The organism is Streptomyces sp. NPDC056222 (assembly GCF_042264065.1).
GTDB lineage: Bacteria > Actinomycetota > Actinomycetes > Streptomycetales > Streptomycetaceae > Streptomyces.
In genome coordinates, this window is record NZ_JBHJTL010000033.1 from 41,680 (window position 1) to 55,928 (window position 14,249).

Consider the following 14,249-nt stretch of genomic DNA (forward strand, 5'->3'; position numbering starts at 1 on the left):
GCCCCCTTGACAAGGGGCTTTACGGGCACCCAGGGGGGTGCCCAAGATCCCCCAAACGCCCATGCGAAACTTTTCACATGAGCCTTAGCCGCGCCTCGCGTCGCACCCTGCTCGCCGTCGGAACGCTGTCGGCCGCCCTCGTGCTGTCGGCCTGCACATCGGACAACAACGGCAAGTCCGGCGGCGGTGGCGGAACCAACTTCGTGACCAACACGGGGGGTGTCTCCACCGTCGCCAAGGGCGAGCGCACGGCGCCCAACAAGATCGCGGGCGAGACGCTGGGGGGCGAGAAGCTCGACCTCGCCGACCTCAAGGGCAAGGTCGTCGTGTTGAACGTCTGGGGCTCCTGGTGCCCGCCCTGCCGCGCCGAGGCCCCGAACTTCACCAAGGTCGCGAACGACCTCAAGGCCAAGGGCGCGGAGTTCGTCGGGATCAACACCCGCGACTTCAACAAGCAGCCCGCGCTCGCCTTCGAAGAGGACTACGAGGTCCCGTACCCGAGCCTCTACGACCCGCACGGCAAGCTGATCCTCAACGGCTTCCCCAAGGGCACGCTCAACCCGCAGGCCATTCCCTCCACCGTCGTCCTCGACAAGGACGGGAAGATCGCCGCCCGCTCCCTCATGGCCCTCGACGAGAAGAAGCTCCGCTCGATGATCGAGCCGCTTCTCGCGGAGAAGTGATCCGGTGAACGAGACGGTCTTCAGCGGGGCACTCCTCCTCGCCCTGCCCATCGCCGTCCTCGGCGGCCTGGTCTCCTTCTTCTCCCCGTGCGTCCTGCCGCTCGTCCCCGGCTACCTGAGTTACGTGACCGGCGTCACCGGCACCGACCTGGCCGAGGCCAAGCGCGGCCGGATGGCCGCCGGCGCCTCCCTCTTCGTCCTCGGCTTCTCCGCCGTCTTCGTCTCCGGCGGCGCCCTCTTCGGCTACTTCGGCTCGACGCTCCAGGAGTACCGCGACACACTCACCACCGTGCTCGGTGTGCTGATGATCGCGCTCGGCGTCTTCTTCCTCGGCCTCATGCCCTGGTTCACCCAGCGGGAGTTTCGCTTCCACCGGAAGCCCGTCACCGGACTCGTCGGCGCTCCGCTGCTCGGCGCGCTCTTCGGCATCGGCTGGACCCCGTGCATCGGCCCGACGCTCGCCTCCGTCAATGCACTCGCCGCGCAGGAGGCCAGCGCCGGGCGCGGCGCACTGTTGACTGTGGCGTACTGCGTCGGCCTGGGCGCCCCCTTCATCCTCGCCGCGGTCGCCTTCCGCAAGGCGCTGGGAACCTTCGGCTGGGTCAAGAAGCACTATGTGTGGGTGATGAGAATCGGCGGCGGCATGATGATCGTGACCGGTCTGCTGCTGCTGACAGGAGCGTGGGACAGCATGGTCTCCACGATGCAGGGCTGGTCCAGCGGCTTCACGGTGGGGATCTGAGAGTTCCGATGAGCAAGACCGAAACCGAAACACACGATCTCGGCGAAGCCGGGGCCCAGCTGTCGACCGCTCCCAAGGAGGAGACCGTCGTCGGCGGTCCCGCCCTCGGGGTCGTCGGCTGGATCCGCTGGTTCTGGCGGCAGCTGACCTCGATGCGGGTCGCGCTGATCCTGCTCTTCCTGCTCTCCCTCGGCGCGATCCCCGGCTCGCTCATCCCGCAGACCAGCGCGGACGAGCTGAAGGTGCAGACCTTCAAGGAAGCCCACGAGACGCTCACGCCGATCTACGAGAAGCTCCAGCTCTTCGACGTCTACAGCTCGGTGTGGTTCTCCGCGATCTACATCCTGCTGTTCGTCTCCCTCATCGGCTGCATCGTGCCGCGCAGCTGGCAGTTCGTCGGCCAGCTCCGCAGCCTGCCGCCCGGTGCCCCCGGCCGCCTCACCCGGCTGCCCGCGTACACGACCTGGCGCACCGAGGCCGAGCCCGAGCAGGTCCGGGAGGCCGCGCTCGCCCTGCTCAAGGGCCGCCGGTTCCGCGCGCACACCGTCAAGGACGCCGTCGCCGCGGAGAAGGGCTATCTGCGCGAGGCCGGAAACCTGGCCTTCCACATCGCCCTGATCGTGATGCTGGTCGCCTTCGCCTGGGGGCAGCTCTTCAAGTCCGAGGGCGGCAAGCTGATCGTCGAGGGCGACGGCTTCTCCAACATCCTTCCCCAGTACGACGACTTCCGGTCCGGCTCGCTCTACAGCACCGAGGACCTCGCGCCGTTCGGCTTCCAGCTGGACAGCTTCACCGGTACGTACGAGAAGAGCGGCCCGCAGCGCGGCACCCCGCGCACCTTCGAGGCCGCCGTCACGTACTCCGAGGCGGGTGGCACCGAGAAGAAGGCGGTCATCCGCGTCAACGAGCCGCTGGAGGTCGGCGGCTCCAAGGTGTACCTGATCTCCCACGGGTACGCCCCCGTGTTCACCGTCAAGGACGGCCGGGGCAAGGTCGTCTTCCACGGAGCCGTACCGCTGCTGCCGTTCGACAACAACATCACCTCCACCGGCGCGATCAAGGTGATGGACGGCTACCGCGACAAGAACGGCAAGAAGGAACAGCTGGGCTTCCAGGCCTTCTTCGTGCCGACCTTCGCGGGCGCCGGCAAGGGCGACATGTTCTCGCAGTTCCCTGCGCTCGACTTCCCCGTCATGGCGCTCACCGGCTTCCACGGCGATCTGCGCGTGAACTCCGGGCTGCCGCAGAACGTGTACCAGCTCGACAAGTCCAAGATGACCCAGTTCGAGGTCGAGGGCGGCACGGGCACGGCCAACCGGCTGCTGCCCGGCGAGACGATGAAGCTGCCCGACGGTGCCGGCTCGATCACCTTCGAGAAGGACATCAAGGAGTGGGCGAGCTTCCAGGTCTCCCAGCAGCCCGGCAACGGTCTCGCCCTCACGGGTGCGATCGCCGCGATCGCCGGCCTGACCGGATCGCTGTTCATCCAGCGGCGCCGGGTCTGGGTCCGGGCCGTTCGGGGGAAGGACGGCGTCACCGTCGTCGAGATGGCGGGTCTTGGCCGGAGCGAGTCCGCCAAGCTCCCGGAGGAGCTGGCCGAACTCGCGGTCACGCTCAACGCACAGGCGCCGACCGCGCCCGAACCTGCCACAGCAGAAGCCGAAGGGGCTGAGAAGTGAATCTCGCCGCCGTGAGTCTCGCAGCCGAGACCAACGAGAGCCTGGCGCGGATGAGCGACATGCTCATCTACTCGTCGATGGCCGTCTACACCTTGGCCTTCTTCGCGCACATCGCCGAGTGGGTGCTCGGAAGCCGGAGCAAGGTCGGCCGTACGGCCGCCGCGCTGACCCGGCCGGCCGGGGAGGCCTCCGCCCCCGCCGTCACCGTCCAGGTCAAGACGGCCGGGGGCACCGCCGTCCTCGACAAGCCCAAGGTCGTCACCCGGTCCGGCGCCGGAGTCCGCGACGTGCCCGACGGCCCCGGCGCGGCCGGCGGCACGGTCAAGGGCGATCTGTACGGCCGTATCGCCGTCTCACTGACCGTGCTCGCCTTCCTCATCGAGGCGTCGGGCGTGGTCACCCGGGCGCTCTCCGTGCAGCGGGCCCCCTGGGGCAACATGTACGAGTTCTCCACCACCTTCTCCACGGTGGCGGTCGGCGCGTACCTCGGCTTCCTCGTCGCCAAGAAGAACGTGCGCTGGCTCGGCCTGCCGCTGGTCACCACGGTCCTGCTCGACCTGGGCATGGCCACCACCTGGCTGAAGACCCCCAGTGACCAGCTGGTCCCCGCGCTCGACTCGTACTGGCTGTGGATCCACGTCTCCACCGCGATCTTCTGCGGCGCGGTCTTCTACCTGGGCGCCACCGCCACCCTGCTGTACCTCTTCCGCGACTCGTACGAGAACAAGCTCGCGACCGGCGGGAACCCGGGCGCCTTCGCCCGCTCCGTCATGGAGCGGCTGCCCTCGGCGGCCTCGCTCGACAAATTCTCGTACCGGGTCAACGCGGCGATCTTCCCGCTGTGGACCTTCACGATCATCGCCGGCGCGATCTGGGCCGGCGACGCGTGGGGCCGCTACTGGGGCTGGGACGCCAAGGAGGTCTGGTCCTTCATCACGTGGGTCGGCTACGCGGCGTATCTGCACGCGCGCGCGACGGCCGGCTGGAAGGGCCGCAAGGCCGCGTACATCGCGCTCATCGCCTTCGGTTGCTTCCTCTTCAACTACTACGGCGTCAACATCTTCGTGAGCAGCAAGCACTCCTACGCGGGCGTGTGAGCGGGCGCGGGCGGGTGAGCTAGCGCTTCCCCGGTCCCGGCGCGACGCTGGAGGTATGAGCGAGATACCTCGGGGCAGGTACGAGACCCATGACGGCGACGCTCATCTGCTGCGGTTCGTGGTGGATCTCCCGCACCAGGCGGTGCGGGTCTGGGCGGCCGTCGCGACTCCCGAGGGTCTGCCGCAGTGGCTCTGCGCGGCGGATCCGCTGGAGCCGAGGCTCGGCGGAGCGGTGACGCTGCGCTGGCTGAACGGAGACACGGTGGTCTCGGGGCGGGTGACGGCCTGGGACCCGGAGCTCGTGGCCGAGTACACGGTCGATCCGCCGCACGGTCGGATCCGGTTCCATCTGGAACCGGCCGAGCGCGGCGGGTCGACCGTGCTGCGTTTCACCAACGAGATGCGTGGGACGCAGGAGGAGAAGCTGGACGTCCTGGCGGGGTGGCACGACCACTTCGAGCGGCTGGCGGCGGCGTTGGACGGTCGCCCGACGGACTGGCGGGAGTGGACCGCCGAGCGCTGGCAGCACCTCCGGGACCTGTACCAGCGGGACGAGGCGCCGTGGCCGAAGTGGGAGCCGTGAGCGCCCCCGCGGGTCACGGCAGGGCGTCGAGGCCGTCCTCGCGGACCCGTACCGCCAGGTCGATCTTGGTGTGGGCGGGGCGGCCCGCGCGCTGGTACTTCTCCTTGACCTGATCGAGGTAGTACTTGGCGGTGTTGGGGCTGATCCGGGCTCGGCGGGCCGTCGCCTTGAGCGTCAGCCCGGAGGCGTAGTCGAGCAGCACCTGCAGCTCCCGTGGGGCCAGTCGCGGCCGCTCGGGCCGTGTGTCGTGCGCCAGCGCGAAGGCCAGCTCGGCGGAGTGCGCACGGCCTTCCGATGCGACCTCCCCGATCGCCGTCACCAGGGAGTCCAGGGCGTGGTCCTTGGTCAGATAGCCGTCCGCCCCGGCGGAGAACGCGGCGACGATACGGGACCGGTCGGCGACCGTGCTGATGACGAGGACCCGCGGTCCCGCCGCCCGCAGCTTCCGGACGTTCTCCTCGGCCACGGAGCCGTCCTGGAGCACCAGGTCGAGCAGGACCACGTCCGCGTGGCGGCCGGGGCCGGCGAGCAGCTCGTCCACGGTGGCCGCGCAGCCGAGCATCCGCAGGTGCGGCACCGGCTCCAACCAGGAGCGGAGCCCGTCGAGGAGCATCCGGTCGTCGTCGACCGCCGCCACGCCGGTCACGGGCCGACCCGCCACAACCGAGCCGCGCGGCCCGCCCGTCGCGCCCTCGATCCCGCGAGAGCCGGCCGCGCTCGGGTCGTCCGACGGGCCGGCCGTGCTCGGGTTGTCCGTCGTGCCCGCCGCGCTCGGGTCGTCCGACGTGCGCGCCGCGCTCGGGCCGGCCGTCGTGGCCGGCGCGTCGTCCCTCATGCCGGCCACCGCAGCTCGACCCGGGTGCCCTCGCTCGGGGCGCTGTCCACCTCGGCGGCGCCGCCGATCTCCCGCATCCGCGCGTGCATCGACCGCCGCAGCCCGGTCCCGGTGCCCGTTCCCGTCCCTCGACCGCCCACCAGGACCGCCTCGGTGTCGAAGCCCCGGCCGCGGTCCACGACGGTGACCGTGACGCCACCGCCCCGCCCGGTCGCGGTGACGTACGCGGCCGATGTCCCGGCATGGCGCCGTACGTTGTTCAGCGCCTCCGTCACCGCGGCGGTCAGCGCGGCCGCCACGGGGCCCGGGAGCGGGGGCAGTTCGTGGTACTGGGCGGTGACCGTGAGGCCGAGACACTCCGCGGCCGCCACCACGTCCTCCAGGGCTTCGCCCGCCGGCACCTCGGCACCCTCCCTCTCGTCTCCCGCCTCCGCCTGCTCCGACCGCTGGACCAGCCGTCGGAGATAGGCCGCCTCCCGGGCGCACCGCTCCCGCACCCCCGGCGCGTTGGCGTCCACCCGGCCGGAGGCGATCGTGGTCAGCGTGGCCAGGACCGTGTCGTGCAGGGCCCGGTGGTGGGCCATCCGTTCGGCCTGCCGGGCCCGCTCGGCCTCGGCCCGTACCGCCTGCTCGCGCGCCTCGTCGAGCAGGGTGCCCTGGCGGTGCAGGTACCACCAGAAGACGCGGGCCATCACGGCGGAGGAGAGCACCGACACGAGGTGCCCGGTGAGCGGCCGTGCCGCGTCCGTCTGCAGCTGGGCGGCCACATGGGCGGCGAGGATCAGCACCACCGCGCAACCGGCCTGCCGCGCCGTCAGCCCGGCCGCCGCCGCGGCGGCGGCCGACCCGCCGAGCAGCAGTGCCCAGAACCCCGTGCCCGGCACATGTCCGCCGCTCGCCCACAGCACCGCGTGCGGCAGCAGGCAGCCCGTCAGCAGCACATCGGCCCACACGAGACGCGGGCCGAACCCGCCCTGCGCGTACCCCGCCCCGTACAGCAGCAGGCTGGTGCCCAGCGCCACGCCGAGGAGCGCCCGGACGGCGACCCCGGCGGTGGGTGCGTGTACGAGGGCGGTGATGCCGGCTGTCAGATGACTGGCCCGGTACAGACCGGTGGCAAGAAGCATGAATCGCTGCGCCCGTTGCAGCCCTGACCCCACCAAACCCCCCTGAAAAGACGGGTACCGGGGGCTCAGTGGATCTCGCTAGCTTCCTTGGCGTCAAGGCAATCCCCAGCCAGGAGGAAAACGTGGCTCGAAGAACGTTCCGTCGGCTCGGCAGGCATGGATTCGTGGCCTCGCTGGTCGCGCTCTTCACCCTGCTGATCCCGACCGCGGCACACGCCGACTACAACCCGAACGTGCGCTACACGAGCTCGCCGTACAACGCGGCGATCCACGAGATCCGGGCGTCCTACAGCTGGCAGTGCCTGGACATCCGCGGTGAGTCGACCAGCGTCGGTGCGGTCATCCAGAGGTACGACTGCAAGGGCCGGCACCACCAGCGCTTCGTCTTCTACCCGATGGGCGGGGAGAACTTCGCCGTCGGCACCTACGGCGGCGCCATGTGCCTGGGAACCCCGAACGCGAGCAAGGCCCCGGGGACCGGCGTCATCCAGGCCACCGGCGGCAACTGTCTGACCCTGCGCTGGAAGGACCGCGGCTCCAACCACTGGGAGATGGTCGAGGTGGGCACCGGCCAGTGCCTGCTCGACACCGGACGGCGCAGCCAGGTGGTGCTCGGTGCCTGCGGCGGCGTCGGCGAGCCCTGGCCGTCCCTGTGGACCCCGAGGTTCGACGGCTACTTCAACTACCCCGGCGGCTTCTAGCCGAAGGCGGCCGCCGGGTACCCTCCGGGACCCGGCGGCCGCTCGGCATCGGTCCGGATGGATCAACCGCCTTGCGGGGGAAGACAGTTCTTCGTGGGCGGCTTGCCCTCCGGCCAGGCCATCTGGACGAACCTCTGCGAGCCGTCCTGGGCCAGCTCCACGATCGGGACCGCCTTGTTGAAGGGGTTGCCGTAGTTGTCCAGACAGATCCAGCCGCTCGCGCCGTCGACCCGGAGCGAGCCCTTGACCTGGGGCCACTGGGTGACCACGTCCGCCAGCTCCGGGTACTGCGCGCCCTGCGGGGTCGCCTGGCGGATGGCGTGCACCGCCGTCGCCATGGCGTCGTACGCGACGATCGCCTGCCCGTCGGCGAGCGCGACCGGCTCCTTCGATGCGCGGGCGATGTCCGTCAGGAACGTGTCGTACGCGGCCGTCGAACCGCCCGTCCCCGCCACCGGCCGGCCCGGCGCCGGCTTCCAGGCGTCCGGGTGCGCCAGCGAGGCGTAGCGGACGGTCAGCTTCGCCTTCAACGCTGCCCGGTTGAGCTTGCGGTCCGCTCCCAGGTACGAGCCCTCGTCACCGGTCAGGATCGTGAACGCCCGCTCCGCGCAGCCGCGCGAGCCGAGCGCGTTGATGAACTGCCGCAGCTGGGTGTGCCGGCCCGCGAAGAAGACCGTCTCCGCGTTCGTGTCGCAGATCAGATGAGTGATCTGGCGGAAGGTGTTCGCCGTCGTGCCCTCCTCCGTCGGGTCGGCGGGCGAGGTGAACAGCTGCGGCTCGTACGGCGCGCCCTTCAGCGAGGCCGCGAAAGCGGACTTCAGCGTGTCCGTGTAGTGGTCGCCGGTCCGGGTGTCCTGGACCAGCAGCGCCTTGGACGCCTCGACCTTCCCGAAGTGCGCGAGCGCCTTGGCCTCGTCGCCGTTGGTGGGGGAGACGCGGGCGAGGCCGGGGAAGCGGTTGTTGCCGGCGCCGGGGCCGTTGGCGATGTCGTCGGCGGTGATGGTTGTGCCGACGACGGCGATGCCCGCGCCGGTCAGCGCCGCCACCGCCTGCCGTATCTCGGTGGAGGAGGTGGCCACCCCGGAGACCGCCCGCAGCCGGTCCTCCCCGCCCGTCATCGTCTTCAGCCGGTCCACCGTCGTACGCCAATGGGCGTTGCCCTTGCCGGTGTTGGCGAGGACGAGCCGGATCTTCGGGGTCTCGCTGTTGGACTCGTGGTTGGCGCGGTACTGCCGGGCGTAGGCGCCCTGCACCTCGTGCAGGACCTTGGCCTGCATCCCGGCGTCCGGCGAGGTCAGCGGCAGCAGCAGGGCGACCGTGGCGTACTCGCCGGACTTCAGGGCGCGGTTCTCCTCGCGGATCAGCCCGGCCACCTCGGTCAGGGACGAGACGCCGAAGTCGTATCCGTCGCCGTTGACGCCGACGCATTCCGTACTGCCCTCGGGCCGCTCCACGCCGGCGGCGCAGGAACGGTCCTCCGGGGTGGTGGCGCGGTTGACCACGTAACCGGTCAGCCCGCCGAGCACGGCCAGGACCACCACCGCCGTGGTGATCCTCTGGCGGGTGGTGTGCAGGAGGTGGAAGCGCAGCCAGGCGAACATGTCCTCAGACTCCGTCCTCGCGCGCCGGGGGCAGCGAGAGCTCCCGCCAGGCGCGGATGTCCGTCGGCCAGTGGGTGGCCGCGTCCCACAGCGGTCTGTTGCCCGTCAGATGGCGACCGGACAGCTGACGCAGCTCGAACGCCAGCTTCTCGATCACCTCGCCGTCGGGCAGGGCGAGCGGGTCGGTCAGCAGCCAGACCGCGTGCAGCAACCGCCGCAGCCGCAGATGGAGTTCGGTGGTGTCGGCGTCGAGTCCGGCCGGCATCAGATCGGGCGGCCGCTGCCCGAGCGCGACGGCGCGGCGCGGATCCGGGCCCGTCCGGTCGCGGGTGCGCGGGTACGGGGCGGAGGCGATGAACCGCAGCCGCCCCAGCCACTGCTCGATGTCCGGGCGGGAGAACGTGACCCGTAGATGGGTCACGGCCTGCTGGGTGCGGCCGAGGGCCAGTTCGTGGTGCAGCCGGTACGCGAGCCCCGCCTCCAGGTCGTAGTGCCGGTGCAGGGTCTCGTGGACGGCCCGCCAGGTCGCGTACCCCTCGCCGTCCTCGAACCGCAGCCGGTGCAGCAGCAGGGCGCGCAGCAGCGGATCGGCGACGAAGTGCTCAGGGCTCTCGGGCCAGCCCTCGGCGCGCAGCCGGTCGCGGACCTCCAGCGCCATGTCCCCGTCCGGGGACTCCCCGGGCAGCCGGGTGTGGGCGAGGAGCCGCGCGGACGTCTCGTCGTGGGCAGCGGCCAGCACCGCGAGCCGGCCGTGGTGCTCCCCGGGCAGCAGCTCCCCGAGCAGCGTCGGCGCGACCGGCACCGGCGGGGCGTCCTCGCGCAGCTCCACCTTCAGATCGAGCAGCCCGCCCGGAGTGAGGGCCGGGCGGAGCTCCGCGGGCGTCTCGCCCGCGGTGCGGCCGAGCAGGGTCACTCCCAGCGGGCGCCCGCCGGTGAGCCGGTGGACGCCCCGGGCCAGGTCGGCGGGGGTCCGGCCGGCCGGGTCGTGCCGGTCGAACGCGGACTGGGCGTGCGCGGGGGAGAGCGGGGTGAGTTCGACGGCGAGGATGCCGGAGGTGACGTCCGTGCCGCGCGGGCAGGCGGCCAGCCGGGCGGTCTCGGGCAGCCTCAGCCGGGTCGCGCGCCGCATTCCCTCGTGGTCAAGGACCCGGGAGGAGGCGAGGACGACGACCCGGTCGCGACGTCCGGCGGCGCGGTCCCGGAGGATCGGTTCGATCAGGCGACGGCCCAGCGGTTCATGGGCGTTGTCGAGGAGGAGGACGGGCCGGCCGCTGCGGGCGCCGGCCCGCAGCAGCCCGGTGAAGGCCCGGTACAGGTCCTCGACGAGCGCTCCGACGAGGAAGCTCTCGGCCTCCTGGCGGCGCCGACCGCCCTGCTCGAAGTCGTTGGCGAGGTACTGGAGGCCGATCTTGCCGCGGCCGCCGGCGTTGCGGTAGTTCCCGTACCAGCTCTCCGACCTGCGCTGGCTGCGGCCGAAGACCTCCTCCAGGACGGTCTCCACGGTCGCCTCGGCGAGGAGTCCGGCCATCGGCGCGGTGGCCTCGGCGAAGTTGGCGGCCAGCTTGCTGAGGACCTTGGTGACCCAGGTGGCTCCGGCGCCCTTCGCCGCGTCGACGGTCGCGAGGACCGGCCCGAGGCGCTGCAGATCGTGCCGGGCCCGCTCCTCGTCCTCCCTCGACCAGCTGGTGGAGGCGACGGCGACCAGGCCGAGCGACAGCCGCGGGAACTCCACCGGCGCGCTGGCGAACCCGCGCGGCGCGAGCTGCCCGGCGAGCTCGGCGAGCGCGCCGGTGAGCTCGTTCCAGCCGGGCCCGTGGTCGGCGGGCGGCTCGATGTGCGCGCAGTCGAGGAGGGCGAGCGGAGTGGCCCCCTTGTAGGCGTTGCGCACCTGCTTGAGCAGGGCCGTCTTGCCCATGCCGCGGCCGCCGGTGAAGACGGTGACCGGCGGGTCGTCGCCGTGCTCGTACGCGGTGCGGGCGAAGCGGTACGGGGTCAGCCCGACGAGCCGCGCGGCGAGTCCGGAATCCTGGAAGACCGCCTCGCGGCCGTACAGCTCTCTGTCCACCCTCTGCCACCCCCGTCACAGACAACTACAGGATATCGACAGAGAGTTGGGAAAGCGGCAGCCTTTTCGACTCCGTTGTGGAGCTGTTGTCACTCCGTGGCGATGGCGTCGAGCTGGGCCCTCAGGTAGCTGTGTGACTCGATGCCGTGGATCGTGGTCCCCGGATCGCACTCGTAGAAGTACACCAGCGACATCAGCTCCTCGGCGGGCGCGTCGGCCGGCGGCGGTAGCACCCGGTGGCGTCCCGAACGCCACCGCCCGCCGGTCCAACCCGCCATCACATCACCGATGTTGACGGTGAACGCGGCGGGATCGTACGGAGCGTCCTGCCAGCCGCCGGCGTCGGTGAAGACCTGCAGACCGCCCTTGCCCGCCTCCCGGTCCAGGACGGTGACCGTGCCGAAGTCGGTGTGCGGGCCGATCCGGAACTGGCCCGGCTCCGGCTCGCCGGTCCGCTCCCGGCCGGGGTACCAGTTGATGTTGAAGCCGAAGGTGGGGTGCCCGGTGTGCCGGGTGAAGAAGTCCCGCTCCTCGCCGAGCGCCTCGCCGAGCAGGTCGAGGATGTGGTCCGACAGTGCCCGCATCTGCGCCAGGTACGTCTGGACCAGCGGTTTCAGCTCGGGCACCTCGGCGGGCCAGGTGTTCGGCAGGAACCACTCGGCGTCCACGGCCGGATCCCCGGTCGGTTCGTCCGCCGCGAAGGAGAGCGACTCCTTCAGATCCGGCGGGGTCGCCGTGCCCTCCGCGTACCCGTTGGCCTCCGCGCCCGGCCCGAGCCAGCCCCGCCCGCCGACCCGCACCGCGTACGGCTCCTTGACGGCGGGCGGGAGGTGGAAGAAGCGCCGGGCGACCGCCCGGATCTCCGCCCGCAGACCGGGGTCGACGCCGTGCCCGCCGACCAGCAGGAAGCCGGCCTCGCGCAGGGCCCGGTCGACCGCGGGCAGCTGCCCGGCCGGATCGCGGGTCAGATCGATCGTCGGAAGGCGCGCTTCAGTCATCGCCGATGTCCTCGTTCCACAGTGCCGGATGCCTCTCGATGAACTCCCCCATCAGCGCGGCGCATTCGGGGTCGTCGAGCACCACGACCTCGACGCCGTGCTCGGCCAGCCAGTCGTGCCCGCCGTGGAAGGTCTCCGCCTCCCCGACGACGACCCGCGAGATCCCGAACTGCCGCACCAGACCGGAGCAGTACCAGCACGGCGACAGGGTGGTCACCATCGTCGTGCCCCGGTACGAGCGCTGCCGGCCGGCCGCCCGGAAGGCGGCGGTCTCCGCGTGCGTCGACGGGTCCCCGTCCTGCACGCGCCGGTTGTGCCCGCGTCCGAGCAGCGTCCCGTCCGCCCCGTACAGCGCGGCCCCGATCGGGATCCCGCCCTCGGCGAGCCCGGCGCGCGCCTCGGCGACGGCGGTGGCGAGCCACCGGCGGGCCTGTTCCATGTCCACGGGTGGACTCTTCCCCGGCGGGGCGGAGGTATCACGCGCCGCGCGGGGGAGGGGTCACTCCTGCCCGGGGGCGTGAGGGGTGACGTAGGAGCCCTTGCCGCGCACGGTGATCACCAGACCGCGCTCGCGGAGTTCCTGGGTGGCCCGACGGGCCGTGAGCCGGGCAACGCCGTACTCCTCGGCGAGGCGGTTCTCGGAGGGGATCGGGCGATCAGGGGCGAGCGTGCCGGCGGCGATCTGCTTGCTGATGATCTCGGCCAGCTGGATGTAGAGCGGTGTGGCGCTGTACGGATCCAGGGGACCGCTTGCGGTGGAGTGTTCGCTCATGTGTCCAACATAGAGCGATAGGCATCTACACGATCGGGTGGATCTCTCAGCACTTGTATACAGAGGACTGTGAGGAACCTCTAGGTTCGTGGACACCGAAGACCCCGGCGACCGCTGCAACCGGCCCCGGGGCATGGCCACCAACTACCAACGGAGTTGATGACGTGCGGAACCCTATCGCGCACGCACTGGGCTGGGCGCTGATCCCCGCCCTCCTCTGGCTGCTGACGCTCACGCTGCCGCCCACCGGAACGCGCAGGCACCGCCCGGGCCCGGTCCGGCCGACCCGCTCGCCGCGCCACCGAGCCCCCGGCCGGCGATCCCCGTACGCCCGCGAACAGTCGACGCTCCTCGACGGAGGCCAGTCACGACTGGCGCGCCCCTACATGGCCGGCCCGCCCGACGCGCGGGCGGTCCAGCGCAGGCGGCGGCAGGCGCTGTGGCTGGCCACCGTCGGGCTGGACGTCGACCAGCGGGACATCCACGCGGGCGGAGCCCAATGAGCCGCTGCGGCGCGCGGCGGTCCGTATTCGCCGTCGCGGAGGCGGTGCGGCCGGTCTGCGCGGGCTCGGTCTGTGTGCTCGCCGTGGGGCACGACGGTCCGCACCGTGACCGCGCGGGGGACGCCTGGTGGGTGACCCCGGAGATCGCCGATGCCGTGAGCGTGGCTTTCTTCGCCCGGGCCCTCGAGGCCGCTCCCGAGCCGGAGTTCCGCTCTCCGCGCTGCATCGTCGGCCGCCACGACCGCTGCCGGGACCACGAGCCCCGCGACACCGGCGTCCGGGGCGTCCGCCATCTCGTGTGCGGGTGCCTCTGCCACCCGGCGAGGCCCGTCCCTCCCGGCGAGAGGTCGCCGTGACGCCCAGTGCCTGACGGCGATCGAAGTGCCCCGGAGGGCGTCCCCTATTGGTCGTCGACACGCCACTCCAACGGACGTGACCTTCGTGACCAGGGGTGGACTCCCTCGTTCGCCTCGCAAGACCCTCGCTCACCATGACTGAAGGAGACCCAGTGAGGAACGTCAGCCGAATGTCGCTCATGGCCGTTGTGGTCACGGCACTCGCACCGCTCGGATCGGGTATGGCCCTCGCCGATGCGGATGCCAAGGCGGCGACCAGCGGTTCGGGCATCCTGTCCGGGTTCGCCATCCAGGATGTCAACCATCGGCCGAACAACAACTGTGCCAACACCGGGGCTTCTGCTTCGCAGGACGTCCCTTATGGCGGAATCTCCGAGTTGTCCGTCGTGGATGTGGAGCCTGTCCTCGCTCAGATCTCCGCCTTCAACCCCGCCTTCGGCAACACCTGCAGCAACTCCGAAGGCGGCCACCCGGAGGGGCAGCACCACTACGAGGGCAGGTAGTCGG

Annotated in this window: 16 protein-coding genes; 9 read left to right on the forward strand and 7 right to left on the reverse strand. The window is 71.4% G+C overall.

The genetic code is table 11. The features are described from left to right. Positions 1–77 precede the first annotated feature (77 nt). Genes ACFC0D_RS17725 through ACFC0D_RS17745 form a run of 5 tightly spaced genes read left to right on the forward strand, consistent with a single transcriptional unit; the run spans position 78 to position 4,784 of the window. Positions 78–683, forward strand: a complete 606-nt coding sequence (locus ACFC0D_RS17725; RefSeq protein ID WP_376436320.1) for a TlpA family protein disulfide reductase — start codon at positions 78–80, stop codon at positions 681–683. Positions 684–687: 4 nt separating this feature from the next. Next, on the forward strand, positions 688–1,425 hold the full coding sequence (locus ACFC0D_RS17730; RefSeq protein WP_376436323.1) for a cytochrome c biogenesis CcdA family protein: 738 nt from the start codon (positions 688–690) through the stop codon (positions 1,423–1,425). An 8-nt stretch (positions 1,426–1,433) separates the two neighbouring features. Further along, positions 1,434–3,104, forward strand: a complete 1,671-nt coding sequence (locus tag ACFC0D_RS17735) for a cytochrome c biogenesis protein ResB (RefSeq protein ID WP_376436326.1) — start codon at positions 1,434–1,436, stop codon at positions 3,102–3,104. A gap of 11 nt (positions 3,105–3,115) precedes the next feature. Further along, positions 3,116–4,201, forward strand: coding sequence for a c-type cytochrome biogenesis protein CcsB (gene ccsB, locus ACFC0D_RS17740; protein WP_376436329.1), 1,086 nt, complete (start codon positions 3,116–3,118; stop codon positions 4,199–4,201). A 55-nt stretch (positions 4,202–4,256) separates the two neighbouring features. Next, a complete protein-coding gene (locus ACFC0D_RS17745) occupies positions 4,257–4,784 on the forward strand; it encodes an SRPBCC domain-containing protein (protein WP_376436332.1) in 528 nt (175 codons plus the stop codon). Positions 4,785–4,797: 13 nt separating this feature from the next. Here the strand turns inward: ACFC0D_RS17745 and ACFC0D_RS17750 are convergent, their stop codons facing one another. Further along, on the reverse strand, positions 4,798–5,619 hold the full coding sequence (locus ACFC0D_RS17750) for a response regulator (protein WP_376436335.1): 822 nt from the start codon (positions 5,617–5,619) through the stop codon (positions 4,798–4,800). Continuing rightward, positions 5,616–6,746 (reverse strand): sensor histidine kinase, encoded by a 1,131-nt coding sequence (locus ACFC0D_RS17755; RefSeq protein ID WP_376436338.1) that lies wholly within the window; start codon positions 6,744–6,746, stop codon positions 5,616–5,618. The genes ACFC0D_RS17750 and ACFC0D_RS17755 overlap by 4 nt, the downstream gene beginning before the upstream one ends. A gap of 122 nt (positions 6,747–6,868) precedes the next feature. Between ACFC0D_RS17755 and ACFC0D_RS17760 the strand changes: the two genes are divergently transcribed. Further along, the gene (locus ACFC0D_RS17760; protein ID WP_376436340.1) at positions 6,869–7,447 is read left to right on the forward strand and encodes an RICIN domain-containing protein; all 579 of its coding nucleotides are present in this window, start codon (positions 6,869–6,871) and stop codon (positions 7,445–7,447) included. 62 nt (positions 7,448–7,509) lie between these two features. On the opposite strand, the gene ACFC0D_RS17765 is transcribed toward ACFC0D_RS17760, so the two are convergent. The 5 genes from ACFC0D_RS17765 to ACFC0D_RS17785 all read right to left on the reverse strand — a co-directional run bounded on the left by ACFC0D_RS17765 (position 7,510) and on the right by ACFC0D_RS17785 (position 12,883). Continuing rightward, complete coding sequence (locus tag ACFC0D_RS17765) at positions 7,510–9,048, reverse strand: hypothetical protein (protein ID WP_376436342.1); 1,539 nt, start codon at positions 9,046–9,048, stop codon at positions 7,510–7,512. Between the two features lie 4 nt (positions 9,049–9,052). Further along, positions 9,053–11,113: a hypothetical protein gene (locus tag ACFC0D_RS17770; RefSeq protein WP_376436344.1), complete on the reverse strand. Its 2,061-nt coding sequence runs from the start codon at positions 11,111–11,113 to the stop codon at positions 9,053–9,055. Positions 11,114–11,202: 89 nt separating this feature from the next. Continuing rightward, on the reverse strand, positions 11,203–12,111 hold the full coding sequence (locus ACFC0D_RS17775) for an isopenicillin N synthase family dioxygenase (protein ID WP_376436347.1): 909 nt from the start codon (positions 12,109–12,111) through the stop codon (positions 11,203–11,205). Further along, complete coding sequence (locus ACFC0D_RS17780) at positions 12,104–12,550, reverse strand: nucleoside deaminase (RefSeq protein WP_376436426.1); 447 nt, start codon at positions 12,548–12,550, stop codon at positions 12,104–12,106. Before ACFC0D_RS17780 ends, ACFC0D_RS17775 begins: the two co-directional genes overlap by 8 nt. Positions 12,551–12,610: 60 nt before the next feature. Next, positions 12,611–12,883: a GntR family transcriptional regulator gene (locus tag ACFC0D_RS17785; protein WP_376436350.1), complete on the reverse strand. Its 273-nt coding sequence runs from the start codon at positions 12,881–12,883 to the stop codon at positions 12,611–12,613. Between the two features lie 164 nt (positions 12,884–13,047). Between ACFC0D_RS17785 and ACFC0D_RS17790 the strand changes: the two genes are divergently transcribed. The 3 genes from ACFC0D_RS17790 (at position 13,048) to ACFC0D_RS17800 (ending at position 14,245) form a co-directional block, all read left to right on the forward strand. After that, on the forward strand, positions 13,048–13,386 hold the full coding sequence (locus ACFC0D_RS17790) for a hypothetical protein (protein ID WP_376436353.1): 339 nt from the start codon (positions 13,048–13,050) through the stop codon (positions 13,384–13,386). Continuing rightward, positions 13,383–13,742 carry a hypothetical protein gene (locus ACFC0D_RS17795; protein WP_376436355.1) on the forward strand — a complete coding sequence of 120 codons (360 nt, stop codon included), beginning with the start codon at positions 13,383–13,385 and terminating at the stop codon, positions 13,740–13,742. The genes ACFC0D_RS17790 and ACFC0D_RS17795 overlap by 4 nt, the downstream gene beginning before the upstream one ends. A 170-nt stretch (positions 13,743–13,912) precedes the next feature. Continuing rightward, the gene (locus tag ACFC0D_RS17800; RefSeq protein WP_376436358.1) at positions 13,913–14,245 is read left to right on the forward strand and encodes a hypothetical protein; all 333 of its coding nucleotides are present in this window, start codon (positions 13,913–13,915) and stop codon (positions 14,243–14,245) included. The last annotated feature ends 4 nt before the right edge of the window (positions 14,246–14,249 follow it).

Excerpts from the sequence above, each read along its gene's own strand:
- ACFC0D_RS17800 (WP_376436358.1), top strand. The coding sequence starts at position 13,913 with ATGTCGCTCATGGCCGTTGTGGTCACGGCACTCGCACCGCTCGGATCG.
- ACFC0D_RS17780 (WP_376436426.1), bottom strand. The coding sequence starts at position 12,550 with ATGGAACAGGCCCGCCGGTGGCTCGCCACCGCCGTCGCCGAGGCGCGC.
- ACFC0D_RS17750 (WP_376436335.1), bottom strand. The coding sequence starts at position 5,619 with ATGAGGGACGACGCGCCGGCCACGACGGCCGGCCCGAGCGCGGCGCGC.
- ACFC0D_RS17725 (WP_376436320.1), top strand. The coding sequence starts at position 78 with ATGAGCCTTAGCCGCGCCTCGCGTCGCACCCTGCTCGCCGTCGGAACG.
- ACFC0D_RS17775 (WP_376436347.1), bottom strand. The coding sequence starts at position 12,111 with ATGACTGAAGCGCGCCTTCCGACGATCGATCTGACCCGCGATCCGGCC.
- ACFC0D_RS17765 (WP_376436342.1), bottom strand. The coding sequence starts at position 9,048 with ATGTTCGCCTGGCTGCGCTTCCACCTCCTGCACACCACCCGCCAGAGG.
- ACFC0D_RS17755 (WP_376436338.1), bottom strand. The coding sequence starts at position 6,746 with ATGCTTCTTGCCACCGGTCTGTACCGGGCCAGTCATCTGACAGCCGGC.
- ACFC0D_RS17735 (WP_376436326.1), top strand. The coding sequence starts at position 1,434 with ATGAGCAAGACCGAAACCGAAACACACGATCTCGGCGAAGCCGGGGCC.
- ACFC0D_RS17795 (WP_376436355.1), top strand. The coding sequence starts at position 13,383 with ATGAGCCGCTGCGGCGCGCGGCGGTCCGTATTCGCCGTCGCGGAGGCG.
- ACFC0D_RS17745 (WP_376436332.1), top strand. The coding sequence starts at position 4,257 with ATGAGCGAGATACCTCGGGGCAGGTACGAGACCCATGACGGCGACGCT.
- ACFC0D_RS17785 (WP_376436350.1), bottom strand. The coding sequence starts at position 12,883 with ATGAGCGAACACTCCACCGCAAGCGGTCCCCTGGATCCGTACAGCGCC.